General features: G+C 69.2%; 25 protein-coding genes. 15 read left to right on the forward strand and 10 right to left on the reverse strand.

The annotated features are described in order from the left end of the window. Positions 1 to 1,230: HD domain-containing phosphohydrolase (locus F3J18_RS07675; RefSeq protein ID WP_166912337.1), on the reverse strand; the 1,230-nt coding region annotated here is incomplete at its 3' end. A 221-nt stretch (positions 1,231 to 1,451) separates the two neighbouring features. Between F3J18_RS07675 and F3J18_RS07680 the strand changes: the two genes are divergently transcribed. Then, positions 1,452 to 2,030, forward strand: coding sequence for a DUF308 domain-containing protein (locus F3J18_RS07680; protein WP_166912339.1), 579 nt, complete (start codon positions 1,452 to 1,454; stop codon positions 2,028 to 2,030). A 124-nt stretch (positions 2,031 to 2,154) separates the two neighbouring features. Here F3J18_RS07680 and F3J18_RS07685 read toward each other — a convergent pair whose 3' ends face one another. The 9 genes from F3J18_RS07685 to F3J18_RS38530 form a co-directional block, all read right to left on the reverse strand. Further along, on the reverse strand, positions 2,155 to 2,676 hold the full coding sequence (locus tag F3J18_RS07685; protein ID WP_036056732.1) for a nuclear transport factor 2 family protein: 522 nt from the start codon (positions 2,674 to 2,676) through the stop codon (positions 2,155 to 2,157). A gap of 115 nt (positions 2,677 to 2,791) precedes the next feature. Then, a complete protein-coding gene (locus F3J18_RS07690) occupies positions 2,792 to 3,445 on the reverse strand; it encodes a response regulator transcription factor (protein ID WP_166912341.1) in 654 nt (217 codons plus the stop codon). Between the two features lie 54 nt (positions 3,446 to 3,499). Further along, the gene (locus tag F3J18_RS07695; RefSeq protein ID WP_036056730.1) at positions 3,500 to 4,096 is read right to left on the reverse strand and encodes a hypothetical protein; all 597 of its coding nucleotides are present in this window, start codon (positions 4,094 to 4,096) and stop codon (positions 3,500 to 3,502) included. Between the two features lie 4 nt (positions 4,097 to 4,100). Further along, positions 4,101 to 6,551 carry a fimbria/pilus outer membrane usher protein gene (locus F3J18_RS07700; RefSeq protein ID WP_166912343.1) on the reverse strand — a complete coding sequence of 817 codons (2,451 nt, stop codon included), beginning with the start codon at positions 6,549 to 6,551 and terminating at the stop codon, positions 4,101 to 4,103. A gap of 171 nt (positions 6,552 to 6,722) precedes the next feature. Beyond that, the gene (locus F3J18_RS07705; RefSeq protein WP_345891828.1) at positions 6,723 to 7,436 is read right to left on the reverse strand and encodes a fimbria/pilus chaperone family protein; all 714 of its coding nucleotides are present in this window, start codon (positions 7,434 to 7,436) and stop codon (positions 6,723 to 6,725) included. Positions 7,437 to 7,591: 155 nt separating this feature from the next. Next, positions 7,592 to 8,359, reverse strand: a complete 768-nt coding sequence (locus tag F3J18_RS07710; protein ID WP_166912345.1) for a DUF1120 domain-containing protein — start codon at positions 8,357 to 8,359, stop codon at positions 7,592 to 7,594. Between the two features lie 11 nt (positions 8,360 to 8,370). Then, complete coding sequence (locus F3J18_RS07715) at positions 8,371 to 9,147, reverse strand: DUF1120 domain-containing protein (protein WP_166912347.1); 777 nt, start codon at positions 9,145 to 9,147, stop codon at positions 8,371 to 8,373. Then, entirely contained in the window at positions 9,129 to 9,872 is a 744-nt protein-coding gene (locus F3J18_RS07720; RefSeq protein WP_275691138.1) for a response regulator transcription factor, read from the reverse strand. Before F3J18_RS07720 ends, F3J18_RS07715 begins: the two co-directional genes overlap by 19 nt. Positions 9,873 to 10,116: 244 nt before the next feature. Next, on the reverse strand, positions 10,117 to 13,275 hold the full coding sequence (locus F3J18_RS38530; RefSeq protein WP_166912351.1) for a glycosyl hydrolase family 18 protein: 3,159 nt from the start codon (positions 13,273 to 13,275) through the stop codon (positions 10,117 to 10,119). Positions 13,276 to 13,508: 233 nt separating this feature from the next. On the opposite strand from F3J18_RS38530, the gene gspG reads away from it, so the two are divergent. From gspG to F3J18_RS07795, 14 genes are all read left to right on the forward strand, one after another. After that, the gene (gene gspG / locus F3J18_RS07730; protein ID WP_166912424.1) at positions 13,509 to 13,940 is read left to right on the forward strand and encodes a type II secretion system major pseudopilin GspG; all 432 of its coding nucleotides are present in this window, start codon (positions 13,509 to 13,511) and stop codon (positions 13,938 to 13,940) included. Then, positions 13,915 to 14,454, forward strand: a complete 540-nt coding sequence (locus F3J18_RS07735) for a lytic transglycosylase domain-containing protein (RefSeq protein ID WP_240154660.1) — start codon at positions 13,915 to 13,917, stop codon at positions 14,452 to 14,454. Before gspG ends, F3J18_RS07735 begins: the two co-directional genes overlap by 26 nt. A gap of 2 nt (positions 14,455 to 14,456) precedes the next feature. After that, the gene (locus tag F3J18_RS07740; RefSeq protein ID WP_166912353.1) at positions 14,457 to 15,647 is read left to right on the forward strand and encodes a type II secretion system F family protein; all 1,191 of its coding nucleotides are present in this window, start codon (positions 14,457 to 14,459) and stop codon (positions 15,645 to 15,647) included. A 34-nt stretch (positions 15,648 to 15,681) separates the two neighbouring features. Then, positions 15,682 to 17,328, forward strand: a complete 1,647-nt coding sequence (locus tag F3J18_RS07745; RefSeq protein WP_166912355.1) for a GspE/PulE family protein — start codon at positions 15,682 to 15,684, stop codon at positions 17,326 to 17,328. Further along, positions 17,309 to 18,061 carry a hypothetical protein gene (locus F3J18_RS07750; protein ID WP_166912357.1) on the forward strand — a complete coding sequence of 251 codons (753 nt, stop codon included), beginning with the start codon at positions 17,309 to 17,311 and terminating at the stop codon, positions 18,059 to 18,061. The genes F3J18_RS07745 and F3J18_RS07750 overlap by 20 nt, the downstream gene beginning before the upstream one ends. Then, positions 18,058 to 18,588, forward strand: coding sequence for a hypothetical protein (locus F3J18_RS07755; RefSeq protein ID WP_166912359.1), 531 nt, complete (start codon positions 18,058 to 18,060; stop codon positions 18,586 to 18,588). The genes F3J18_RS07750 and F3J18_RS07755 overlap by 4 nt, the downstream gene beginning before the upstream one ends. Further along, positions 18,585 to 19,133, forward strand: coding sequence for a hypothetical protein (locus tag F3J18_RS07760; RefSeq protein WP_166912361.1), 549 nt, complete (start codon positions 18,585 to 18,587; stop codon positions 19,131 to 19,133). Before F3J18_RS07755 ends, F3J18_RS07760 begins: the two co-directional genes overlap by 4 nt. Then, positions 19,130 to 19,612, forward strand: a complete 483-nt coding sequence (locus tag F3J18_RS07765) for a hypothetical protein (RefSeq protein WP_166912335.1) — start codon at positions 19,130 to 19,132, stop codon at positions 19,610 to 19,612. Before F3J18_RS07760 ends, F3J18_RS07765 begins: the two co-directional genes overlap by 4 nt. 18 nt (positions 19,613 to 19,630) lie before the next feature. Then, positions 19,631 to 21,733 (forward strand): secretin N-terminal domain-containing protein, encoded by a 2,103-nt coding sequence (locus tag F3J18_RS07770; protein WP_166912363.1) that lies wholly within the window; start codon positions 19,631 to 19,633, stop codon positions 21,731 to 21,733. Next, positions 21,730 to 22,230, forward strand: coding sequence for a type II secretion system protein (locus F3J18_RS07775; protein ID WP_244121452.1), 501 nt, complete (start codon positions 21,730 to 21,732; stop codon positions 22,228 to 22,230). The genes F3J18_RS07770 and F3J18_RS07775 overlap by 4 nt, the downstream gene beginning before the upstream one ends. Beyond that, positions 22,205 to 22,600: a prepilin-type N-terminal cleavage/methylation domain-containing protein gene (locus F3J18_RS07780; protein WP_025100103.1), complete on the forward strand. Its 396-nt coding sequence runs from the start codon at positions 22,205 to 22,207 to the stop codon at positions 22,598 to 22,600. The genes F3J18_RS07775 and F3J18_RS07780 overlap by 26 nt, the downstream gene beginning before the upstream one ends. Beyond that, on the forward strand, positions 22,587 to 23,108 hold the full coding sequence (locus F3J18_RS07785; protein WP_166912365.1) for a type II secretion system protein: 522 nt from the start codon (positions 22,587 to 22,589) through the stop codon (positions 23,106 to 23,108). The genes F3J18_RS07780 and F3J18_RS07785 overlap by 14 nt, the downstream gene beginning before the upstream one ends. After that, the gene (locus tag F3J18_RS07790) at positions 23,105 to 23,788 is read left to right on the forward strand and encodes a response regulator transcription factor (protein WP_046517889.1); all 684 of its coding nucleotides are present in this window, start codon (positions 23,105 to 23,107) and stop codon (positions 23,786 to 23,788) included. The genes F3J18_RS07785 and F3J18_RS07790 overlap by 4 nt, the downstream gene beginning before the upstream one ends. Positions 23,789 to 23,931: 143 nt before the next feature. Beyond that, a complete protein-coding gene (locus F3J18_RS07795) occupies positions 23,932 to 26,259 on the forward strand; it encodes an ATP-binding protein (RefSeq protein ID WP_166912367.1) in 2,328 nt (775 codons plus the stop codon). Positions 26,260 to 26,297: the final 38 nt, after the last annotated feature.

Raw genomic sequence — 26,297 nt, forward strand, 5'->3', positions numbered from 1 at the left:
CTCGCCGCATAGGCGGCCTTGCTCGACTTCGTCGCGCAGGCAGCGCGCGGCCTGCTCGTCGTCGAGCGCGGCGCGCCAGGGGCGCGGCGAACGCAGGGCGACCCAGGCCAGCGAGGCGGCCAGCACGCGCGCTTCCAGGCTCAGCGCCGCGCCGCGCAGGCCGCGGAAGTAACCCGAGCCGTCCTGCCGTTCGTAGGCCTGCGAGGCCAGCGCGGCGGCCTCGCCCAGGCTGCCTGTCTGCCGGCCGGCGCGTTCGGTCCAGTAAGGCACCAGCCGCACTTTTTCCCAGGCGCTGGCGGGCAGGGCGCGGGGCAGGTTCCATATCTCGTTGGGCACGGCGGCGCGGCCGATGCCGTGGATCAGGCCGGCCCGGTAGACCAGCGCGCGCGCCGCGGTGTCGCCGGCCAGGCGCGCGTGGCATTCGGTGGCGGTGGCCGCGACCGCGCGCGAGAAGCCCGTCATCCAGGGCAGTTTCAGGTCGATCACGTCGGCGACCAGCGCCGCCGAGCCGGTTCGCTGCATGTCGGTGGTGGCGAGCGCGAGCTCGAAATCGGCCGGCGCCGCGCTGGCCAGCTCGGCGAGCCAGCGCTCGGCGTGCCGCGCGGCGGTCGCCGCCAGATGGGCCGGATAGCGTTGCCCGGCGCGTTGCGCGATCAGCGCCAGCGCCGCCTCGATGCCGTGCGCGCGGCTGAGCACCTCCAGGTCGCCGGCCAGCGCCACCACCAGCACGGCGACCGGCACGTCCTCGCGCGCCAGTTGCGCGGGCACGCCGCGACCGTCCCAGGTTTCGAAGATGGCGCGCAGCGCCGTCTCGGTCTGCGTGGAGAGGCCGAGGATGCGGGCGACCTCGCCCGACACCTCGCAATGGATCTGCGCCAGCGGCATCAAGGCGGCGCCGGCACCGGCGCGGACGATCGCCTCGGTCGCCTCCGGCCGGCCTTCGAGCATGTCGTTGCGGATCGCGATGTCGTCGCCGAACACTTCGGCGAAACCCGCCGCGTTCGCCGTGCAGCCCGACCAGCGCAGCAGCGACACCTCGCGAACCGTGTCGCCGACCGAGGCCGTGAGGCCGGCCGCGTGCGCGAGCCGTGCCGCCAGCCAGGCGGTGCGCAGCGAGTGATCGGTCGGCTGCCCCATGCTCAGGTCGCCGATGAAGGCCAGCGCCCGCACGGAATCGAAGATGCGCAACGCGGCGTGGCCGGCGTCGAGGTCGAATATCGGGTCGGACATGAAAAGTGATCGGGATGGCAAAGGATCCGGCATGCTGCCCGCGAGCGGGTGCGGCCGGATTGCCGATGATATCGGACATTCGGGTTCCGCCACGGCGCCGCGCTGCGCGCGCGGCGCCAAAACATCGGTCAATCGACCGATGTTTTGGCCGCCGGGCGCTGGCGATACTGGCAAGCATGCGGGCCGTCCGGCTCGCGAACCGGCTTTGCCAAGGAGCATGCATGTCCCAACCTCGTCTCGATGCCAGCAGCACCCAGCAGGAGCACTGGCTCAAACGCTACTACTTTTCCCGCGCGCTGTTCTCGGTGATCTGGGTGGCGCTGGCCTTCGCGGTCGGCCGCCAGAGCCCGGCCGCGGCGGCGGTGTTGCTGGTCATCTACCCGGCCTGGGATGCGCTGGCCAACTTCGTCGACCTCTCGCGCAGCGGCGGCGGCATGAGCGGCAATCCCACCCAGGCCAGCAACGTGGCGATCAGCGCGCTGACCACCGTCGCGGTGCTGCTGGCGCTGGGCTCGGGCCTGTCGGCGGTGCTGACGGTGTTCGGCGTGTGGGCGATTCTTTCCGGCCTGCTGCAGCTCGGCACCGCGATCCGCCGCTGGCGGCGCTTCGGCGCGCAATGGGCGATGGTCCTGAGCGGCGCCCAGTCGGCCCTGGCCGGTACCTTCTTCATCGTGCAGAGCGAGATCACGGTGCCGCCGCCGATCGTCAAGATCGCGGGTTATGCGGCGGTGGGCGCGGTGTACTTCCTGATTTCCGCGGTCTGGCTGCAAGTGAAGCAGGCGCGGCGCGGGGCGGCTTGAGGGCAGGGCCGAGCGTGTCGCGAAGCCGGCTCGGGCCGCGCGCGATCGTTGCGCGCGCAAGCTTGCAGGGGGATCGTCGCGCCGGCGCCGTCCCGTGCATAAGCGGGACGGCGCCGGTCGTCCTTTACTCCGGCAGCGCCTCGTGCAGCAGCCCGCGCGCCGGCGCGCTGCCGTCCATCGGGAACAGCTTGCGCGTCTTGACGCGCCATCCCTCGGCGGTGCGCACCACGGTCCAGCGGTTCGCCAGCACGCGGAAGATCCGGTGGCCGCGCGAGAGCCCGTGATTGGGCAGCTCCGTCTCCGGGCTGTCGCGATCGAATCGCACCAGCATCAGGTAGGAGGTCACGAAGGCTGTGTCGCCGTCCAGCTCGATGCGCGGCAGGTTGCCGAAATGCGCCAGGCCGCCGTCGAGCGCCTGCTTGTGCGCCTCGCTCTCCACCAGCGCGACCAGCGCGTCGCGGCCCACCGCGCCCGGTGCGGCCGTGCCGCGATCGAACACGGCGTCCTCCGTGTAGACATGCGGGAAGAACGGGCCGTGGCCGGTGTCGGCGCTCAGCGGATGGGAGGCGATCAGCTCGTAGATCGCGAGCTTGTCTTCGATGATGGCCAGGCGCCGTTCCAGCGCCGAGGTGGAGGTGGGTTCCAAGATATGGACTCCTGTCGAGATGAAGGGGAGGGCAGAAAACCTCGCTGCATTCTAGGGGGATTTCGCGTTTCCGAGGCGGCCGTCGGCAGGCATGAGCGAGGAATTTTCCGTGCGCTCAATCGAGGCTGCTCCAGCGGTTCGTGCCGGGCGGCGACAAGCCGATCTCGAAGGCGTAATGGAACAGCTCGGCGTCGCGCTCGATGCCGAGCTTCTTCATCGCGCTGACCTTCTGCGCGCTGACGGTCTGCTTCGCGCGGTTCAACCGCAGCGCGATTTCCCCGATCGTGTGCCCGGCCACGTAAAGCCGGATCACCTCGAATTCGCGCGAACTCAGCGTGTCGGCGATGCGCTGCCCGCGCAGCGCGTCCCTCACGCTGGGCGAGTAATACCTGGCACCCGCATAGACCGAATGCGCCGCCGAGATCAGGTGGTCGGCGTCGTCGAGCTTGCTCAGCACCGACTGCACGTCGATGCCGACGATCTCGCGCAGCATGCCTGGATTGTCGACCGTGGTGAACACCACGATCTTCAGGTCCGGCCAGTTGCGCCGCAGGTGCAGCAGCAAGGGGAAACCGTCCGGGAAGCCGCCGCCCGGCATCATGTAGTCGGTGATCAGCACGTCGCAGACGGTGGCGTCCAGCAGGGCGATCAGCTTGCCGGCACTGGCGGCGAGGCCGACGATCTCGAGCGTCGGGGCCCGGCCGATTTCATGCCGCATGCCGGACAGGACCGTGGGATGGTCGTCGGCGAGGATCAGGCGGATCTTCATGGTGACTGTCGCGGGGGCTCGGAGTCCGATGCGCGGGAAGCCAGGGGGCGCATGTCATGGCGAATCGCCGAGCAATTCGATGACGAGTTGCGCATGGCTGAGGATTTCGTCGATCGCGACGGTGCCGGCGAGCGGCATCACGGCCTCGATGCTCAGGCGTCCGGACAAGCTGCGTCCGGGGATGACGCCGTCGGGCATCCTCACCGTCAAGGTCTGGCCGGGTAGCCAGGCGACTTCGTTCGCGATGGTGCCCGGCGCCGCGTCGCTCTCCAGCCACGCGGGTTTGCCGTCCAGGCTGAGATCGCCGAGGCGCACGCGCAGGGCGCCGTCCTTGCCGAAACCGGCCAGTCCTGCCGGGCCGGCCTGGCCATGCAGGCGCAGCGCGAGCCTGGCGGGCTGCGCGCAGACGGCCGAGAGCGAGCCTGCCTGGGTGCCGAAGGTGACGATGCCGGGCGCGATCGGGACGAGCTCCCCGGCGGCGCGGCGTGGATAGTCCAGGTGCGGCCGGGAGAGACGAAGCTCGCAGCGGGCGTGCGTCGCGGCGGCATGGGATTCGGACGATCGGGCGAAGCCCGGCTCGGCGGCCAGGCAGGCGGCCTCGAATACGATCAGGGCAAGTGCGATACCGGGCTTGGGCAGCAGGAATGTCATGGATTCATGGAGTGTGGGAGCGGGCCGGCGACACGGTTCGGCATACGGCGTCGATGCGCTCGTAGACGCTGTCGGCCGGGGCTTGATGAGGAATCGCGAATTCCAGTCGGCAGCTCGCGCCGTCCGGATGGCGGGCGAACAGGGCCTGCTCCGTGAGATCGGGCAGGAAAACCATGCTGCCGGCCCCGGCCAGGGTGACCAGCCGACCTTGCGCGTCGACGATTGCCGAGCCTTGCGGGATGCCGCCGCCATCCTCCGCGGTGACGTTCAGCAGCGCTCGCCGTACCGTCGAAATCGCGAATTGCAGCTTGCCGACCGCGCCGCGCGCGGCATGGATGCGTCGATAGCCGTTGGCGAGATCCATGTTGCGTTTCAGGGACGCGACCATGACTTCCACCTGCGCGCCGCCGTAGGCAGGCAAGGAGGGAATCACCGCGCGTCCCCGGGCGTCCGTCCAGACCTTGCCCGCCGGGGTGTTCAGCGCGATACCCGCGACCCGGCCGACGGTGGCGATGCCGAAGGTGTCGCGCACCGGATAGGGCGAGAAGCTCAGGCCATCGGCGTGCCACACCGCGGCGCCGCTCGCCTGTACCGACCACGAGTTGCTCCCGGCGGCGACGGCGGACCCGAGCGCGAGCTGGACATGACGCGGTGTGAGATTCAGGTTGGCGCTGGCCGAGGGCGCGGTGCCCGGGTTGTCCCGCTCGGCCGAGAGCGAGTAGCTCGCATGATCGCCGAGCGCCGCGCCGGTGCGGACCCCGACGCCGCGTCGCGTGCCTGAGCGGGTTCCGTAGATCGCCGTGTCATGGCGGCCGAGCGCGAAGGAGGCGCTGACGTACAGATTGTCGCCATCGTGCCCGTCTCGACGCGCACCCAGTGCACGCTCGGCCGATATGGACAGATTGACGAGGCCCAGGCGCTTGCCCCAGGAGACGAACAAGCGCCGCGAGGCGAGGCCGTGGAAGAAGCGTGTGCCGTCATAGCTGAGGTTGAAGTTGCCCAGCGCGGCGCCGGACCACGACAAGCCGATGGTGCGCCGGACTTCGGGCCGGTCGCGGTCGAGCCCCTGCGCGATCGCGTGACCGGGCGAGCTTGGCAAGGCAGGTCGCGGCATGTCGAGCAGGTCCGAATATCCGCGCGACTGACGCGTCTCGGAGACGTCCATCGAGAAGCCGGCGGCCAGCCGGGCCGATCCCAGCAAGGTGGCCTTCACGCCGCGGGCATGCATGCGCGGATTATCTGCGCCGACCAGCTGCGCGCTGGTGCCGAGCCAGCCGGCGGGTTGCGCGTCGAGGCGAATGCCGAGTGCGCGATAGCCGCTCGCGAGCGTCACGCCGTGGCTCAGGTTGACCCGGCTGCCCAGGGCGAAGCCGTGGGCCACGCTGGCAAGCCATGGCGCGGGGCCTGCGCCGCCGAGATCCCGGAGCTTGCCGAACGACATGCTGAAGCCGGCCGGCGGCCCGATATTCAACGGCTGCACGGCGGCGGCCGGAATCGAGAAACCGTGCCGCCGACCGTCTGCCTCGATGACCTCGACCGTCACGTCGCGGCGGGTCGACAGCAAGGGCAGCTCGGAAAAGGAGAAAGGGCCCGGCGGTACCACGGTGGAATGGATCAGGATGCCGCCCTGGCGCACTTCCACGCGGGCCTGCGAATGGGCGATGCCCTGGATCATCGGGCTGCCGCTGCCGCGAGGCAGCAGCGCTTGCTCGGGCGCGATCTGGACGCCCGTGATCGGCGCGCCACCCGTGATGTCGCCCTGCGCCATGAGCTGGCCAATCTGGAGTGCCGTGCGATATCCGGTGAAACTGCGCTGGCCGTAGGCCTGCACGTGGCTCCATTGCCGGCTGCCGTCGCGCATCGAGAAGGCGTCCTGGCTGCGCACGACCCATCCCTGGTAATTGAAACCCGACTCGACCGAACCCTGCAGGAACCGGTTGGTGCCGCCCATCGATCGGCTGTAGCCGGCCAGCACGTTGTAGTTGAGTATCGCGGCCGCGCCGCCGGTGGTGTAGACGGGGGACGGCGCCGCGCGTGCCGCGACGGCCTCGGGCGGCGTCACCAGTTCGACCGCCTGTTGCTCGGGCAGCAGATGGACGGCGGTGGTCGGAAAGGCGTCGAGAAATGCGCGGCAATCCAAGGCAACCGGCTGCGCGAGACGATCGGCGCGAGACGGCGCGGCAGGGTTCGCGGTCTTGCCGGAGGACGGCACCGGCCTCAATCCGGCAAGGCGCAGCAGCGCGTCGCTCAGGCAGATCCGCCCCTCGGCGTCGAAATGCGCCGGGTGGCGGCCGACGGTGCTGCCGTTGACGCTGAGTTCGACCAGGTTGCGGCCCGGAAGGAACCGGGAGGCGGTGCTGAAATGCGCGGCGATCGATGGATCGATGCCGCGCGAGCGCAATACCTCGGGATCGAAACGCGTGGGTTCCGCGTCGGCGGGAAGCCATGCCGTCATGCCGGCGAGCGCGAACGCAGCCGATGACGAATGGCGCAGCAGGCACTTGCGACCTGCCGCGGTTTTCCGTGCAGCGGGGGATGGCGAGGATGGGCACGTGCGTGTGCTGCAGACACCGGCGAGGCACGGGCCGGCATGAGGCTGGATGCTTGGCGAAACCACGGCGGTGAATCAGCGTCGCTCGAGGACGTAGCTATCGCTCATGTACCCATAGACGGTGGCCGGAAAGAGCCGGATGCCGTCGACCGAGTCCGCCGCCACGTGAGCCGGCAGGGGGATCGACACGGTCTCGCCGGGCAGGATGTACGGCTTCGCCAGGACCGCGGCGGCGGCGCTCGGCAGAATCCGGACCTGCTGGTCGAGACGGACCACGTAGCGGCTCGGATTGCTCAGCCGAACCGTGTCGCGATCGAGTTGCAGGGTCAGCCTGGTCCAGGGCGTGCGCGTTCTCTGCAGGTCCTTCGGCAGCACCAGCAGGGGCAGATTCTGGCGCACCGTCATGCGCACGGTCTGCGCCTCGCGCGCCGTTTCCGGAATGCCCTCGAAAATCACGCGTTTCATGCGTTCGTTGCCGAGCGAGCGCGTGTTGGTCAGCATGAACCGGATCAGTTGCGTCTTGCCGGGTTCGACGCGTGCGATCGGCGGCGTGGCGACCACGAAGTTGTCATCGTCCTCGGCCAGGTTCTGGATGGTGGTCGTCAGCAGCATGGGCGTGGGATCGGTGTTGGTGACCTTGATGCTGCCGCCTTCCTCGGCCTCGCTGAGCAGGACCACCGAGGTTTCCGGCAGCGGGCCGCCGGCCCGGGCGTCGGCGCAAGCCAGGCAAAGCAGGGCGAGGAGGCCGCGAGCGGCGCGAGATCGTATCGTGGGGGGCATAGTCTTCATGCGGCGAGTCGGCCGGAATCGTCGCGCGACAGGGAGTGCGCGCGGCGGGATGTCAGCGGGATGGGGGCGGGAGCCGGGAGCTTGCCCGGGGTGGACCCCGGCGAGGGGAAGACCCGGCGGATGGGCACGCGACAGTTGTCGCGCGCCCGATGCGGCTAGAGGTACCGCAATTCGAAATTCACCATGCCGTCGAGCAGGATTTCATCCCGGATCGGCAGCGAGGCCTTCCTTGCGATGGTCGGCACGATGTCGAGCGTCATGCTGGCGGTGGTAATACCTCCCGGGGTCTGGCCGCCGAGCGGGTACGAGCCTTTCCAGAACGTATACATGCCGTAGCTGTGGCCGTCATGGACGAGCCAGGTGCCGAAGTAAGGATTGGGATTGCCGGTGGTGAGCCGGGAGTTTTGATCCGTCATGGCCGCCACTCCGCTACCGCCGTCGACCGTGACCTTGCCGATGTCGATCATGAAGGCACCGATCTTGACGGCTTGTCCGTCGGTACCGGATACCGTGCCGAGGCCGAATACCGCATATGCCCCGTTGTTCTGGGCGGCGACCGGACTGCTGCCCCATGCGAGGTGGCTGACGTCGCCGGTCGCGATCCTCGACGCCGCTCGCATGTCCTTCAGCGTGATGCCGAGCCGGGTTGGCATCGCGCACTGGATCGCCAGGTCGATCGACTTCGCCTCGAGTTTCGTGCCATCCGCGTCGAGCGAACTATAGGCTCGATCGAAGTTGACGTTGCCATGATTCGAGAAATCGAGGCTGCAGGCCGGTGGCGTTATCCGGCCCGTCATCGTCAGGATCGCGCTGCCGGTGCCCGGCGGATCGCCAGCGGCCCAACCGGCGATCGGGCAGATCGACAAGGACGCGCCCAGCACGATGGTGCGGGCCGCTTGCCGCGGATTCCAGTTCCAATGCATGAAGTGCCTCTTCAGAGATAGACGAGGTCGAGCGTGACGCTGCCGTCGAGTTCGATGGTGTCGGCGCTCGGCAAGGACACGGTGCGCGCGATGGTCGGCGTGACGACTAGCGTGCCGTTGACGAGCTTGGCCGCCAGGGGCGTGTCGGCGCCGCTGCTGGACCAGGAGGTGGTCGATTTGGGCGAGAGATACTGGCTTTTCGCGTCGCTCGACCAGGACGAGCGATTGGTGCTGGCCATGACCTTGGCATTGGCTTCGTCGAGTCGGACGGTACCGTCCTGGAAGCCGATCATCATGCCGCCGATTCGTACCTGGTCATTCGGTCCGGTGGTGCCGAGGCCGAAGATCCAGTCGTCGCCGAGCGCGCTGGCCCAACGTGAACTGGCGACATCGGCCTGGGCGATCTTCGAGGCGGAGCGGGAATCGACCACCGCCAGGCCGACGCGCGTCGGGGCCTCGCAGACGATATTCAAGGCCACCGTCTTCGGCGCGAGTTGCGTGCCATCGATATTCAGGCTGTTGAAGGATGTCGATCCGAAATCGAGGCGGCCGTTGTTCTCGAGGGAAATGCTGCACGAGGGCGGTGAGATCCGTCCCGTTACCGTGAGTGTGGCCGAGGTGCCGGCCATCGCCGCCGATTGCATGAGGCTGTAGCAGAGGATTGCTGATGAGATTTTTTTGATTCTTATCACGATGTCGAATATGGAGATCGGTTGAGTTTGCGGGTTTGGGTGTAAGGGCGTGCGCGAGCCGAAAGCGATTATTTTTTCTAGACACCTCCCTTGCAAGAAGACGAGTCAGATACTTGAATTGGGGTCGATGCGGTAGTGCCTGTCGAATATTGTTTTTTTGGCGGCATTGAGCCGTGTAGCGAGTCGAACAGGCTGTCGCAGTTCTCGTGAAGCATCCGGAACAGATCGGCGTTCCGCTCGATGCCGAGCTTGCGCATGCCGCGCAGCCTTTGTGCGCTGACGGTCTGCTTGCTCCGGTTGCGGCGGCTCGCGATCTCGGTGATCGACAGGCCGGACAGGTAGAGATGCAGCACCTCCAGCTCGGACCTCGTCACGCCGCGGCCGCGCCTCATGTCTTCGGCCTGCGCGAGCGGAATGCCGGGCGAATGGTAGTGGCCGCCGGCGAGCACGGCCTGGATCGCCGCCACCAGGTGATCCAGGCTATCCGACTTGCTGACGATCGCCCGTATGCCGATCCTGCGCATCTGATCGACGAAGCGGGCGTTGATCTGCGAGGTGAAGACGACGATGCGCAGCCCGGCGTGGCGGTTGCGAATGCGCGCGAGCATCGACAAGCCGTCGCTCGAGTGCGCATCCGGCAGCGAGTAGTCGGTGACGAGCAGCCGGCAGGGAACGCGCGACAGCACGTCCATCAGGTCGGGCGGGCTTTGCGCGCTCCCCGCGATGCGCAATCCGTCGATCTCGCGCAGCACGGTGGCGAGGCCGGCGAGCATGGTGGGCTGGTGGTCCGCGAGGACGACGTCGAGAGAGGACGGGGCCATGGATGTGGGGGAATGGACAGGGCGAGGTTTCGTCAATGTACGAAGACGGCAAGACCGAAAGCATTGGACCTGTCCTAAATCTCCCGGAATCGTCTAGGACGTGTCCGAGCCATGGCGCCCCGCTGGCGCGGCCGAGGTTCATCTCGGCGCGGATGGAAAAACCGCTGCCATCCGGATCGCCCGGGTGGCAGCGGTGGTGTTGCAGCGACCGGATGACTCGGTCCGGATCAGCGCGATTCAAGCCTTACTTGCCGCATTCGCCCAGGTCCTTCCATACCTTGCCGCTGAAGTCGGGGCCGGTGGTGTCGGGGCTGCCCGGTTCGTTGCTGGTCCACCAGCGCGCCTCGTAGAGACGCCCCTGGTGCTGGACCCGGCTGCCGCCCGTGTAGGGCTTGCCGCCCTGCCAGGCCGCGGCGCACTGGCCGCCCTCGCTGCCGCCTGCCTGCTTCGCCTTGACCAGCACGGTGTGACGGGCGCTCGACGAGAGCTTGCCGTCGCTGGCGCTGACCGAGAAGTCGAACTTGGTGTCGCGCGGCAGTTCGGGGGCATCGAAGCGCAGCGTCGCGCCGTCCTGGCTGGCCCGGATGCCGGCCGGCACGTTCCACTTGAAGCTCAGCGGGTCGCCGTCCGCATCGCTCGATCCGGCGGCCGACAAGGTGACGGCCTGTCCGGCCCGGGTGCTGTCCGGCCCACTCAGTTTCGCGACCGGCGCGTGGTTTTCGCCGGGCTGCGCCGGCTTGCCCGGTTCGGCGTCGCCGTGCAGGTCCCAGGCCTGTTGCCAGGCGCTGCCGGTGCCGGGCGCATAGGCCCAGGCCGCGCCGGCGCACCAGCCCGTGGCCGGATGCGGCTTGCATCGGTAGAGCTTGCCGCCGTTCGACACGATGTCGCCGGCCTTGTAGGGCGTGCCTTGCTGGTAGGCGGGATATTGGCCGGCGTTGCCGCCATTGCCATTGCCGCTGCTGCCGCCATTGCCCCCGCCGGGTTTCTGCTGCCGCGCCTTGACCAGCACCGTATGAGTCGCGCGCGAGGACAGCTTGCCGTCGCTGACTTCCACCGTGAAGCTCAGGCGCGTGTCGCTCGCCAGTTCGGGCGCCTCGACGGTCAGCGTCGATTGATTCTTCGCGGCGGGGAAGCCGGCCGGCATGAGCCAGCGGTAGCCGAGCTTGTCGCCGTCGGCATCGCTCGATCGGGCCGCCGACAGCTTGATCGACTCGCCGGCCTGCACCGTGTCCGGGCCGCTCAGATGCGCGACGGGCGGGTGGTTCTTGCCGGGCTGGGACGGTTCTTGCGGCTCGCCGTGGCCGCCCGAGGCGCTCGCCTTGGCGAGCACGCTGGTGCGCGCCTTGGCATCGAGGCCGCCCGCGTCGGTGACGGTGACCTCGAACACGAAGCGCGTATCGGTCTTGACGGCCGGGATCTCGACGCTCGCCTTCGCGCTGCCCGCGTTCGCGATCGACAGGGCAGGGCCGCTCGCCTGCTTCCAGGCGAAGCGCAGCTTGCCGCCTTCCGGGTCGCTCGACTTCGAGGCGTCGAGCGTGACGCGTCGCGCCTGATCGACCGTGAGGTCGCCGCCGGTGCGCGCGAGCGGCGCCCGGTTGGGGGCCGAACCGTCCCTGGCCTCGTGGCCAAGGCCGCTGTGCATCGCATTCAGGATGTCGCCGTTGTCGGCATCGATCTCCCAGGAGAACAGGCCGCCGAGCCCGAGCTTGCGCACGTACTCGCCCTTGGCGGCCACCGAGCGGGTGTCGTCGAAGCTGACCAGGTCGCCGTTCGCCTTGTTGAAGACATAGGGCGCCTCGGCGCTCTGGTCGTAATGGTATTCGTAGCCGTTGATGCCGTGGCCGCCGGGCCCGACCATCTTCGCGGCGATGCTCTTGTAGTCGAGGATGCCGTTCTCCCAATCGCCCTTGACCGGGCCGCGCGCGGTGCCGGTGAAAGGGTTGTCGCCCTGGTAGCCGGACACGCCGGTCCAGCCGCGCCCGTACATGGCCGCGCCCACCACGATCTTGCCCGGCTTCACGCCCTGGGCGAGCAGCGCCTGCACCGAATTGGCCGTGGTGTAGGCCGTGTCCGGGCGCCAGGCCGGGGCGTTGAGCGCCGTCTGGTGGCCGAGGTCGCTCATGCTCCAGGCGCCGTAGAAGTCGTAGCTCATGTCGAAGATGTAGTCCATGTACTTCGACGCCTCCCGATAGTCGACCACGGCGATCTTGTCGTCGCCGGAGCCGATCGCGGAGGTCAGCTGGTAGGTCTTGCCGGTGTCGCGGGACAGCCGGTCGAGCATCTGGCGCAGCTCCTTCATCAGCGTCACGTAGAGCGGGCCGTCCTTGAGCGGATCGCCGAGCGAGGCATTCGCGCCCTTGCCGCCGGGGAATTCCCAGTCGATGTCGACGCCGTCGAAGAACTTCCAGGTGCGCAGGAACTGTTCGACCGAGTCGACGAACACCCGGCGCTTGCTCGCGTCGTGCAGGTGATGGAACGGGTCGGACAGGGTCCAGCCGCCGATCGAGGGCAGGATCTTCAGCTCGGGGTTGCGCTTCTTGGCGGCCATCATCTGGCCGAGCACGCCCTTGAGCTTCGAGCTGGCCGACTGGCCCGGCAGGGTCGCGCCGATCTCGCCCCAGCCGTCGTGGATCGCGACGCTGAAGTCGGGCAGGCCGCGGCACGACAACTGCAGCGCGTTGTAGGAGGTGCCGCCCATCGCCGCGAGCGAATCGTTGATGCCGGCGCCGCCGCAGATCGGCACGAAGCCGTACAGCATGTGGGTCAGGTTCTCCACCGGCACCTGGTCGACGCTGAACTTGCGGCCGTAGATCGACCAGGTCGCGAAGTAGCTGCCCACCACCGAGCCCGAGGTGTTGCGGAAGGCGCGATTGGCCTTGTCGGCGTTGTCCGGCAGGTCGTCGGCCAGATCCGGCGTGGTGTCGAACACCATCACCTCGAGCGGCGCGCTGTCGGTGAAGGCGCCCTTGTCGTCGAACACGCGCACCTGCATCTGCTTTTTCCCGGCGCGCGTGACGTGGGCGACCACGCTGCCCTTCTGCGTGCCGCCGGTGCCCGTCATGCTGATCGCCGAAGCCTCGTCGGCGACGCCGTCGACCACCGCCAGCGCCTTCACGGCGGTGCCGTTGTAGTAGATGTCGAACGGCAGCGGCACGTCGACGGCCTTGTTGATCCTGACCAGCTCCTTGTAGGGCACGGCGCCGGCCTTGTCGAGCTCGATCTGCACGAAGCCGTGCGGCTTGGAGGTGATCTCCCAGGCCTTCAGCGCGGGGGCGCCGGGCGCGGCGAACGCGGCGTTCGCGAAGCAGAGCGCGCTGGCCATGGCGATGGCCAGGCGCGCGTTGCGGTTCGCCGGGGAGAGCTTGTTATGGATGCCTGAGCGTCCAGGCTGAGTGTTCTTCATGTTGCCAAGTCGTTCCTGAGGAAGAGTTCGAGGGTCCTTGTCGACACCGGGTCGCAGGGACGGAGCGGATTCTTCTTTGGAACCGGATGCGGCTGCAACGATTCTCAAGGCATTCTCAAAGCACGAAGGCGCGGCGGCGGGATCCTTGATGAATCGTTGAGGAATCTTGATGGCCTGTTGCATCGAACCAATACTCGGCGCTCCGATTTTCGATGCGAATTCCCGCCGTGAAGATGAAACCTCATGAATTGACGCCGCGACGGCAGCAGGGCTTCACCCTGCTCGAGCTGCTGGTGGTGCTGCTGATCATCGCCTTGCTGGCCGCCTATGTCGGCCCGAAGCTGTTCTCCCAGGTCGACAAGGCCAAGGTCAAGGCAACGCAGGCGCAGATGACGACGCTGGCCGATGCCCTGACGCAGTTCCGGCTCGACACCGGCCGTTATCCGACGCAGGAGGAAGGGCTCGGCGTGCTGGTGGCGCCGGCGCGGAACCTGGAGGGCTGGAGCGGCCCCTACCTGGCGAAGGCGGTGCCGAACGACGGCTGGGGGCGCCCCTATCGATGGAACGTGCCGGGCCGCGACGGCGAGGCCGAAATCGTCTCGCTCGGGCGCGACGCACGCGAAGGCGGGGAGGGCGTGGATGGCGACCTGGTCCATGGCCTTTGAGCCTTGCCGGCCCTATCGACTTCTCGGCCCGTGGCGGGCGGCCCTGGCGGCCGGCGCGCTGTGCCTGGCGCAGCCGGGCGGCGCGCTCGCGCAGGATTGCTGGACCCGCGCCGGCGACAAGTACGGCATCGATCCGCTGCTGCTGGCGGCGATCGCCCGGGTGGAGTCGTCGATGAATCCGGCCGCCGTCAACCGCAATCGCAATGGCACGACCGACATCGGGCTCATGCAGATCAACAGCACGCACCTGCCGCGGCTGCACAAGGCCGGCATCACGCGCAAGCGGCTGCTGGCCGAGCCCTGCACCTCGATCGATACCGGTGCGGCGATCCTGGCCGGCTTCATCGAGCGGCTCGGGCCCACCTGGAACGCGGTGGGCGCCTACAACGCCGGCGCCTCGCCGGCCAGGGCGCGTGCCCGGCAAGCCTATGTCGACAAGGTCTGGCGGGCCTACCGGCAACTGACGCACGACCGCGCGGCCAGCCTGGCCGGGCTGGTCGACTGGAGGCGATGAGCATGCCGATGTTCAGGGTGCGCCTGCTGCGCGACGGCCAGCTCGCGACGCAGGCGATGGAGGCCGCGGACGAGGCCGAGCTGCGGGCGCGGCTGCGCGCCTCGGCGGCGCCGGCGGTGGTGCTCGACGTGCGCAGGCAGCGCCGGCTCGGCGGCGCGCGGCGGCAGCCGAGATTCGCGCTCGCGCTGTTCCTGCAGGAACTCTCGAGCCTGCTCGATGCCGGCCTAGTGCTGATCGAGGCGCTCGAGGCCCTGCACGGCAAGCGCGATGGCGGCCGGCAGGCGCAGCAGGTGATCGGGCGCGTGCTGGCGGTGATGGTCGAGGGCCAGCCGTTCTCGGCGGCGCTGGCCAGGCAGCCCGGGATCTTTCCGGCCCTGCTGGTGGCCACGATCGAATCGGCGGAAGGCAATGGCCAGTTGCCCGAGGTATTGCGGCGCTACCAGCAGTACGAGCATCGCATCGAGCAGATCAGGAAGCGTGTCACGGGGGCGATGGTGTATCCGGGCGTGGTGATCGGCGTTGGATTCTGCATCCTGCTGTTCATGGCCTTCTTCGTGATCCCGCGCTTTTCCGCCGTGTTCGAGGCCTTGAGCACGCTGCCGCCGACCGCCCGGCTGATGCTGGCCTGGTCGGGCCTGCTGGCGCGGCACGGCGCGCTGGTGTGGGCGGCGCTGGCGGGCTCGATCGCGGCGATCGGGCTGGCGCTGCGCACGCAGGCGGCGCAGCGCGCCGCGCGGCAGCTCATCTGGCGCCTGCCGAAGCTGCGCGAAGCCGGCCGGCTGTTCGCGCTGACGCGTTTCTATCGCACGGTCGGCCTGCTGATCCACGGCGGCACGCCGGCCATCGCGGCGCTGGAGATGGCCGGCAGGCTGCTGCCCGAGCCCTATCGGGCCGGCCTGGCGGCGGCCCTGGTGGACCTGCGCGCGGGGCTGCCCGTCTCCGCCGTGCTGGCCAGCCGGCAGTTGACGACCTCGGTGGCCGAGCGCCTGCTGCGCGTGGGCGAGCAGAGCGGCGACCTGGGCGGCATGTGCGAGCAGATCGCGCATTTCCACGACGCCGCGCTGGACCGCTCGGTGGAGTTGCTGAGCAAGGTATTCGAGCCGGTGCTGATGCTGGCCGTCGGGGCGACGGTAGGCACCGTCGTGATCCTGCTCTACCTGCCGATCTTCGAACTCGCCTCCAGCCTCGGCTGAGGCTCGGGATCACCTCGAACAAGGAAACATGCCGATGAAGCAAGACATGGCTGATCAGGACTGCTGGCAATCGCAGGCCGGCGCGGCCGGTATCGAGCTGGCCGACTATGTCGAGCGCTTGCTGCTCGCCGAGCCGCGGGCGCTGGATCGCGTGGCCGCGCGATTGGCGCTGGCGGCGCTCGATCCGCAAGCGCTGCGCGACGCGAAGCCCCGTTTCGACCTGCTGGCGCTGCACGACGCGCTGGCGCTGCGGGTCCTGCCGGTCGAGATCGGCGGGGCGGCCAGCCTGGTGCTCGCCGATCCGCTGGCGCGCGCGACGCGCGAGGCCTTGCAGGCGCGATTCCCGGCCGGCCCGATCGACCTGGCGATGAGCATGCCGGGCGAGGTGGACCGCCTGCTGGGCGAGTTCGAGTCGAGCGAGCGGGTGATGGACGACGCGGCCGTCGACACGCAGGGCGATTCGCTGGCGCAGGCGGTGGAATCGATCACGCTGGCGAGCATCGCGAACGACCAGAGCCCCATCATCCGTCTCGTCAACATGACGCTCTACGACGCGCTGCAGGGCCGCGCCAGCGATATCCACCTGGAGGCTTCGCAGGACGGCCTGCATATCCGCTATCGCATCGACGGGGTCCTGCAGTCGATCCGCCGGGTGCCCGGCATCGAGGTCGCGGTACAGGCGATGTCGCGGCTGAAGGTGCTGGCCACCCTCGATATCGCCGAAAAACGCGTGCCGCAGGATGGGCGCTTCAAGGCGGTCCTGCAAGGACGCGAAATCGATTTCCGGGTGTCGATCATGCCGGGCACGCATGGCGAGAACGCCGTGCTGCGGATTCTCGACCGGTCGCAGCGGGGCGGCGAGATCCGCCTCGACGGGCTCGGCTTCGATGCCGGCACGGCGCAGCGCATCCGCGCGCTCGCGCAACGGCCTTACGGCTTGCTGCTGGTGACGGGCCCGACCGGCAGCGGCAAGTCGACCACGCTCTACGCGGTGCTCTCGGAGGTCGGGACCGGCGAGGAGAAGATCATCACCATCGAGGATCCGGTCGAATACGAGCTGGAGGGCGTGCTGCAGATTCCTGTCAACGAGCGCAAGGGGCTGGGTTTCGCGCGCGGCCTGCGCTCGATCCTGCGCCACGATCCCGACACGGTGATGGTGGGCGAGATCCGCGACGCGGAAACCGCCGCGATCGCGGTCCAGTCGGCGCTGACCGGCCATCGCGTGTTCTCCACCGTGCACGCGAACGACGGGTTCAGCGTGATCGATCGCTTCATCTACATGGGCGTGGAGCCGTCCACCTTCCTCGAGGCGCTCAACGGCGTGGTGTCGCAACGCCTGGTGCGGCGCATCTGTCCCGCCTGCGGCCACGGCGCCGATACGGCAGCCAGGCGCGGCGCCTTCGCCCGCTTGTCGGTGGAGGCGCTGGCGCATGCGGTCGAGGCCGGCCCCGGCTGCGAGAGCTGTCGCGGCACCGGCTATCACGGGCGGCTCGCTCTGGCCGAGGTCCTGCCGCTGGACGAGCCGATCAAGGCAGCCTTGCTGGCGCGCTCGATCGACAAGCGGGTACGCGCGCTGGCGGCCAATCCGCATTACCTGTCGATGCGCGAGGCGGGGCTGGCGGCGATCCGCCAGGGGCTGACGACGTTCCAGGAGGTGCAGCGTGCGATCGCCCTGGCATGAGGTGCATGTGATGGTCGACGGGGCGGCGCTGCGCGTGCTGTCCGGCGCGGCGCCGATCACGATCGATCACGAGGGCGACCCGGCCGCGGCGCTGGCCGCTTGTCTCGATCGCTTGCCGAAGCGACGGCTGGCCGTGCTGAACCGCCTGCATCTGGTGCTCGCGCATCCATGGGCGCGTGCCGTGGTGCTGCCCTGGCAGGACGGCGTGCTGGCCGAATCGGCATGGCAGGCCTATGCCCGGGCGCTGCTGGCCGAGCGCGCGATACACGATGCCCGGCGAGTGCGGATCGAGGCGAGCCCGCATGGCCGGTCGCGGCTTGCCGTGGCCGCGCCCGAGGCGCTGATCGAGGCGGCGGCCGGCGCGTGCCGTGCCGCCGGCTGGACGCTGGCCGGCTGCCGGGACCTGCTTTCGGCGGCGCTGCATCGGCATGCCGGTGCGCTCGCTTCGGTCGACGATGCCCGTCTCGCGTTGTTGCAGGCCGGTGCGCTCACCTGCGTGTTTCGTCGCGACGGGCAGTGGCGCGACGTGATCACGCTGGCATGGCGAGGCGGGAGGCTGCGCGACGTGCTCGATGCCGCCGCCTTGATGGCGCGGCAGCCGGCATCGCTCCGTACCTTTCTTTGCGCGGTCGAGCCGGTTGCCGCGAGCCTCCTGGATGACGACGGGCGAGGCGGCGATGGAACGATCCGGCTCGCGGCGCCGCTGGCCTGCCTCGACGGGGCGCCGGCATGAGCGGGTCGAGCGACATGGCCTTCGTCGCGACGCGCGGCCTGGCCAGGCGCCGCACCGCATTGGCGCTCGCCGTCGCGGTGGCGGCAGCGGGGCTGCTGCTGGGCGAGCAGGCGCGGCTCGACACGCTGCGCGACGAAGTCGAGCGGATCGAGGCGCGTGTCGACCAGCGCCGGCAGGCCGCCGAGCGCGCGGCCCGCGAACGGCAGCGCGTCTCCGCCGAGGCGCATCGCATCGAACGGCTGCTCGACGAGCAGTCGAGCAGCGACGGGAACACCGGGCTGCCGGTGCTCGACTGGATCGAGCGGGCCTGGACGCCGCGCATCGCGCTGCGCTCGCTGTCGATCGACAAGGCCGGCAAGGAAGCCCGGATCGAAGGCGGCGCGGCCGACCTCGAACATATCTACCGCTTCTCGAATCGCCTGCGGGACGCGCACCCGGAACGCCGGATCGGCCTGTTGCGGCATCAGGTGCGGGACATCGCCGGCAGTCGAACCTACACATTCAGCCTGAACGTCACCCACCCATGAAATGTTCCGCATCGATCGACTGGAAGGCGCCGCTGGCGCGCCTGAGATGGCGCGCCTACCGTCTGGCACGGCAGCTCGGATGGATCGAGACGCTGGCCTGCCTGGTCGTGCTCGCCTTGCCGGTTCATCACTTCGCACTGGCCGTCCCGGAGCGCGAGCGGCTCGCGCAACGCGGCGCCGAGCTGAAGCAGGCGCTGGCCGCCGACGCGCCGGCGCTGCGATCCGGCGACAGGATCAGCCTCGAGGACCTGCGCAAGACGAATACCGACGAGCAGGCCTATTTCGTGTTCGACACCCTGGCCAGGCACGGCCTGCACCGCAAGTCCGCCACCTACCGGCGCGACAGCGAGGTGAAGGGGGCCCTGGAGCGCCTGAGCATCGGCATCGCCCTGACGGGCAGCTACGAGGGCCTGCGCGGCGCCTTGCGCGTGATCGCCGAGCAGCCGCTGCTGCGCATCGAGCAGTTGACGATCGAGCGCAAGGATATCGACGACACCCGCCTCGAGATCGGCCTGGGCATCAGCCTGCTGGGGCCCGACACATGAGATACGGGGTCTTGTCACGGCGGCTGGCGGCGCTCGGGCTGGCGTTGTCGGCGAGCGGCATCCTGGCGGCGGAATCCGGCGAGGAAGCCGTCGATCTGTTTCCCGAGCAGCACTGGGCGACGCTCGGCCGGGCAGCGGAAACCGTGTCGCCGACGGCCGAAACGCGCGAGGCGGCGAGCGCCGATGTCGCCTCGGCAGCGGCCGCGGCTTCGCCGCCGGAATCGATGGATGCCCCGTTCGAACTTGCCGGCGAATGGCGCGAGAACGGCCGGCGCATCCTCGTGCTGGACGGCATGGGGCAGAGCTTCGTGCTGTGCGCGACACGCTGCGAGGTGCCCGGCGCGATCCTGCCGGGCGAGACGATCACCGGCGCTTACCGGTTCGGGGCGGTGCATCGAGGCAAGGTGGTGATCCACGCCGATGACGACACCGTGTTCGAGCTGACGGCGCCCGGCATGGAGGTATCTGGCTCCGAGTGAGGAGCCGCGGAATTCATCATGAAACCCATCACGCTTATTTTTCCATTGATCGCCGCGATGGCCGGCGGTGGTTGCGCGGGCACCTATCACCGTGCCGACGATGCCGCGAACACGCGCTCCGCGCAGGGGATCGAGGCGCTGCAGCGCCGGCAAGCCGAATCGCCTCGCGACATCGAGGCCGCGCAAGCGGCGGCGACCGGTTTGCAGGACTATGTCCGCGGCGAAACGAGGCAGGCCGAGGCGCGAGCCGCGCTCGGCGACTACCCGGCCGCCGCCGAGCACCTGTCGAACGCGCTGGCGCATGATCCGGGCAACCTGCAGGCGGAACAGTTGCGCGGGCAACTGGTGCGCCGCCAGCAGGCTGACGCCGATCTCGCGCGTGCCCGGCAACTGAGCCGGAGCCGGCCGCGGCAAGCGCTGGACCTGGTGCGCGGCGTGCTCGGCGAGCAGCCCGCGCATCGCGAGGCCCGGCGCCTGCGCGATGCGCTGCTGCGCGACACGAAGGCGAGCCGCGCCGCGCGCCCGCAACTGGCCGATGCCTTGCGCAAGCCGGTGTCGCTCAATTTCCGCTCGCAGCCGATCGGCCGTATCTTCGAGGCGATCTCGCGCGTATCGGGCGTGAACTTCGTGTTCGACAGCGAGGTGCAGGCCGACATGCCGGCCTCGCTGTTCGCGAGGCGGACCACGGCCGAGAACGCCATCGAGCTGCTGCTCAGGACCAGCCAGCTCGAAAAGCGCGTGCTCGACCGCCATACCTTGCTGGTCTATCCGGCGCGCCCGGAAAAGGCGCGCGACTACCGGGAGTTCGCGATTCGCACCTTCTTCCTCTCGCATGCCGAGGCGAAATCGGTGATGGCCGCCTTGCGCCAGATGGTCAAGCCCAAGGACATCTACGTGGACGAGCGCGTCAATGCCATCGTGCTGCGCGATACGCCCGAGACGATCCAGGTGGCGGAGCGCGTGGTGATCGGGCTCGACATCCCGCAATCCGAGGTGACGCTGGACGTGCAGGTGCTCGAGGTCAATGTGAACGACAGCGTCGACCTGGGCCTGCAATACCCGGGGAAGATCCAGCTCAGCGCGCTTGGCGCCGGCGAGGAGGTGGGCCTGACGCTCGGCGACCTGCTGCGCCTGAATCGCGACCGGATCGGCGTCGCGAGCGAATCGGGCGCGCTCTCGATGGCGATCGACATGCTGCAGAAGCAGGGCAAGACGCGCACGCTGGCCAATCCCAAGATCCGCGTGCGCAACCTGGAGAAGGCCAATATCCGGATCGGCGAGCGCGTGCCGATCGTGACCACCACCAACGGCAACGGCGTGGTGACGGAATCGGTCAGCTACCAGGACGTGGGCCTGATGCTGAAGGTCGAGCCGCGCGTCAGCCTGGACGACGAGGTCAGCGTCAAGGTGAGCCTGGAGGTCAGCAATATCCTGTCCGAGCAGCGGACCCGCAGCGGCCTGGTCGCCTATTCGCTCGGCACGCGCAATGCCGACACGCTGATGACGGCGCGCAACGGCCAGACGCAGGTGCTGGCGGGCCTGATCAAGCGCAGCGAGATCGAGAGCCGCGCCGGCTTGCCGTGGCTGTCGTCCTTGCCGGTGCTCGGCAGGCTGTTCGGTTCGGATCGGACCCGCAACGAGGAAACCGAGATCGTGCTGCTGATCACGCCGCATATCGAGCGCCGGCTCGACCTGCCCGAGGCGGCGGTGACGACGTTTCTCTCGGGTACCGAGACGCGCGTGACCACCGAGGCACTGAGCCTGGCGCCGGCCGGCGCCGGGCGGGAGCCTGCTCCGCCGAAGCTGCACGAGCCGATCGTCGCCACCGATGTGGTGGATGCCGAAGCGCGCGAGGTGGGTGAGGACAGCGAGCCGAGCCTTGTCGAACAGGTGGAGGCACGCGAGGCGGGCGACGAGGGAAAGCGCGAAGCGAAGGACCGGAAGCCGGCCGCGGGCAGCGATCCGTCGCCGACGACAGGGCCGGGGCCTGCCGCCGGCGAAGCCGTCGAGCATCACGGCGTGGGCGGCATGATGCGCACGCGCGACACGAACGACACGAACGACACGCGGCGCGACAGCGCCCGATCGGCGGCACCGTTCCGAGACGGGAGGCAATCGTGATCGGCCGCCGTCGCCATCCCCATCGCGCCGCGCAACGCGGCTTCACGCTGATCGAATTGCTCGCCTCGCTGACGTTGCTGGCCCTGCTGCTCAGCGTGGCGATGCCGCTGGCCGACGTCGTCAAGCGCCGCGCCGGCGAGACCGAGCTGCGTCGCGCCCTGGTCAGCATCCGCAGCGCGCTCGATGCCTACAAGCGCGCCTCCGACGAAGGGCGCATCGAGCGGAGCATCGACGACAGCGGTTATCCGCCGGACCTGCGCACGCTGGTCGACGGCGTGCGCGACCGCAAGAGCCCGACCGGCAACCGGCTCTATTTCCTGCGGCGGATTCCGCTCGACCCGATGTGCGAATGCGAGGGCACGGCGCCCGAGCAGATGTGGGAAACCCGCAGCTACGACAGCGACGCGGAGCGCTTTTCGGCCGGCGCCGACGTATTCGACGTGCGCTCGCGCAACCGACAGGAGGGCCTCGATGGCATCCCGTATCACCAATGGTAGCGGCCGGGGTCGCGCGCGCGGCTTCACGCTCGTCGAACTGCTGGTGGTGATGGCGATCATCGCCGCCTTGACGGCCTTCGTCGCGCCCAACTACCTGAAGCAGGGCGACCGTGCCAAGGAAACCGTGCTGCGCCACAACCTGCATGCGCTGCGCGAGTCGATCGACGACTACCGCGCCGATCACGGCCGCGATCCCGATTCGCTGCAGTCGCTCGTCGACGGACGCTACCTGCGCGAGTTGCCGCTCGATCCGCTGACCGGCAGGCGCGGCAGCTGGGTGCCGATGCAGGGCGAACTCGGCGGCGTGCACGACGTGCGCAGCGGCGCCAGGGGGCAGGGCCTGGATGGGAGCGCCTATGAAACCTGGTAGGGCGGCCGAGCGCGGGATCGCCTATCTCGGCGTGCTGATGCTGGTCGGCGCGATCGCCCTGGGCGCGGCGCAGGCGGCGCGGGTCTGGCAGACGCTCCAGTTGCGCGAGCGCGAGGCCCAGTTGCTGTTCGTCGGCGACCAGATCCGGCAGGCGATCGACAGCTACTATCGCTCGGGCCCCGGCAGCCGTTATCCGCGCTCGCTGGAGGTGCTGGTCGAGGACCGGCGCGGCCCGCGCACGCTCCGGCACCTGCGGCGCGTGTATCGCGATCCGCTGACGGGCACTCGCGAATGGGGTATCGTCGAGGCGCCGGACGGCGGCGTGATGGGCGTGTTCAGCCGGGCAGCGGGCCGGCCCGTCAAGCGGCGCGGTTTCCCGGAAGCCTGCGCGGACTTCGAGGACAAGCCGGGCTACGCCGACTGGCGCTTCGTCCACGCGCCGGCGCATGGCGAAACCGTGCCGCCGATGAGCGGCTTCGAGCCGGGCCGAACGGGAGGTGAGGGATGATCGTCGCGATTCTGGAAGATGTCGTGGCGCAGGCGAACTTCGTGGCCGCCTGGCTGGAGAAGGCCGGCCACCAGCCCCTGGTGCGGCATGACGGCGACAGCTTCGTCGAGCTGGTGAGCCGCGAGCGCGTGGACCTGCTGCTGCTCGACTGGGACGTGCCGGGCAAGTCGGGCATCGAGGTGATGCGCTGGGTGCGCGAGCGATTCGGCGCGCAACTGCCGATCGTGATGATGACGCAGCACGATGGCGAGGACGACATCGTGCACGGCCTGGACAACGGCGCCGACGACTACCTGGTCAAGCCGCTGCGCGAGCGCGAGCTGGTCGCGCGCGTCAACGCGCAGATGCGCAAGTATTATCCGCAGGCGGGGCAGGGCCGGCGCATCGAGATCGGCCGCTTCGTGATCGACGCGGCCGAGCATGTCGCGCGCATCGACGAGCGCGCCGTGGAGCTCTCGCAACGCGAGTTCGAACTGGCGCTGATGCTGTTCGAGAACGTCGGCCGGATCGTGTCGAAGGATGCGCTGATCAAGCGGATCTGGGGCGGCGTCGATCGCAGGTACGACGCCACGCTCGCCACCTATGTGAGCAAGCTGCGCTCGGCTCTGGAACTGCGTTCGCACAACGGCCTGGTCATCTCCACCATCTACAACCACGGTTATCGGCTCGAACGGGTTTGAGCCGCCGGCGGGGGGCGAGTCGTCCATGAAAAACTGACTAGTCTGGTCGACTGCGGGGTTCGCTATCTTGAAAATGGGCACGGCTTTTCCCTTCCCGTTTTGACCCTTCCCGATGGCGCCCCGCATGACAAGGAACGACGTTCGTGCTTGACCGGTTCATTCGCGGAAAACGCGAAGCGAAGCGCGCATGGACGTCGAGCTGGACCGTCGCCGTGGCGCTGCTCGCGTGCTCCGCCCTGAGTTACACGCCCGACGGCGAATCGCTGTTCGCGCCCTTCGACCTGCTGCATTGGCAGCTCGTGGCGCATCACGAGCATGGCGCGCATGGCGACGCCGGACGCGTGGTGACGGTGGTCATCGATGCGCGCACGCTCGAGGCGCTCGGGCCTGCCACCGTCTATGCCAGGGAAACCCATGCGCGCCTGCTAGATCGCTTGCGCATGGCGGCCAGCGTCAGTCTCGACTTCCCGATGGTGAACCGCCAGCCCGGCGACGCCATGCTCGCGCGTGCCATCGCGCGCCACGGGCGCGTGGTGCTGACCGCGCAGTCGAACGGCCTGGCGGGGCGCGTCGACCTGCTGGTCGCGCCGCCGCCCGCGCTGGCGAATGCCGCCGCGGCGGTCGGGCAGCGCAAGCTGGTGTTCGGCAGCGGCCATACCGTGCAGGGCATCGTGCCGTTCCTGGCGGTGGGGCCCGCGGGGTTCGAGGAGGCGCATGTCTCGCGCCTGGCCTTGCAGGTTGCCGAGGCGGTGCCGGCGCTGCGCAACCTGCGTGGCCTGGTCCAGGCCCATGTCTCGTCGATGGGGCGGGTGGTGCCGGGGGCGCTCGCCTTGTCGTTCCCGAACGATTTCGACCTGCGCCAGTATTCCTATCTCGACGTGCTCGAAGGCCGCGTGCCGGAAGCCGCGTTCGCCGGGCGCGTGGTGTTCGTGGGCGACACCGCGACGGGCCTGTCGGGCGGCCCCTATCACCTGTCGGCGCGCGGCGCGCCCTTGACCCGGGTGCAGATCGACGCCCAGGCCGCCGACGAACTGCTCGACGGCAAGGTGGTGCTGCGCGTGCCGTTCGTGCTGCAGATCCTGTTCGGTCTTGCCGCCGCGTCCGGCATGATCCTGATCTGCGCACGCGCGTCGGGGCGGCGCTCGAATGCGATGGCGCTGGCCTGGATGCTGGCGATCGCGGCCGCGTTGACGGCGCTGCCGATGCTGAGCCGCTACTGGATACCGCTGGGGCCGGCGCTCGCGAGCTGCGTGGCGATCTACGCCGTTTATGGCTGGCGGCGGGCCGCCGGCGTGCGGCGGATGCTGCGGCACGAACTGGATGGATTGCACGCGGCGGGCTTGCCGCTGGCTGCCGAGGGGCACGTGCGCGAAGCGTCGCCCGACGACGAGCTCGACGCGCTGGTGCAAGGCATGCGCGCCTCGCGCACGGCTTATGTCGACCTGATCCGGTCGCTGCCTTATCCGGTGTTCGTCGAGCGGGGCGCGAAGCTGGTGCTGAGCAACGAGCGCGGGCGCGAGCTTGTCGAGCGCCTGGCAGCGGCGCGGGAGCCGGCCATCATGATGCTGGCGCGCGAGCAGATCCGCCTCGCGAAAGCGGCGGGCGAGATCCGCACGCTGGAGCTGAACCTCGGCGGCCGCGCGCAGATGATGATGGTGACGCCGTTCGGCGAGGGCGGTGAAGGCGGTGAAATGAGCGAGGCCGCCGACGCGAGCGATATGGGCAGCATGATCTGCCTGGTCGACGTGCACGACATCAAGGCGGCCGCCGAGCACGATCGCATGACCTTGCGCCATATGGCGCACGACCTGCGCAATCCGCTTTCGACCATGCTGAGCCTGCTGGAGGCGCGCGGCATGGGCGACGGTGACGGCAAGGGCGAGGCGCCCGATCTGATAGCGGACCTGCACCAGTTGGTCGACTACAGCTTGCGCGTCGCGCAGGACTTCACGCAGCTCTCGCGCGCCGAGCATCTCGACGCGCGCAGCTACCAGCCCTTGTCGGCGGCGGATCTCGCGGCCGAGGCGATCGACCAGGTCTGGCACGGCGCCGCCGCGAAGCGGATCGCCATCGACGGGCCCCGGATCGACGACGGCGATGCCTGGGTGCTCGGCAGCCCCGACATGCTGCTGCGAGCGCTGGTAAACCTGCTCGACAATGCCATCAAGTATTCGGCGCCGGATACGCGCATCGAGGTGAGGCTCGCGCCGCGCGCCGACGACGTGGCGATCGGCATCGAGGACCAGGGATGCGGCGTCGCCGCCGAGGCGATGCCGCATCTGTTCGAGCCGTTCTTCCAGGTCGGCGGCACGCGCGGCGATCCCGCGCTCGGGGTGGGGCTCGGCCTGCCGTTCGTGCGGGCCGTGGTGGCGCGCCATGGCGGGACGGTCGAGGCGAGCTCGACGCCGGGCGTGGGCAGCCGCTTCACGATCGCGCTGCCGCGCACGGAGACGGTGCTGCTCGACGCGTGATGGCCGCGCAAGGCCCGCTTTCCGCGCGAGCCTTTGCC

It is taken from the genome of Burkholderia sp. Ax-1720 (genome assembly GCF_011753035.1).
Lineage (GTDB): Bacteria > Pseudomonadota > Gammaproteobacteria > Burkholderiales > Burkholderiaceae > Burkholderia > Burkholderia gladioli.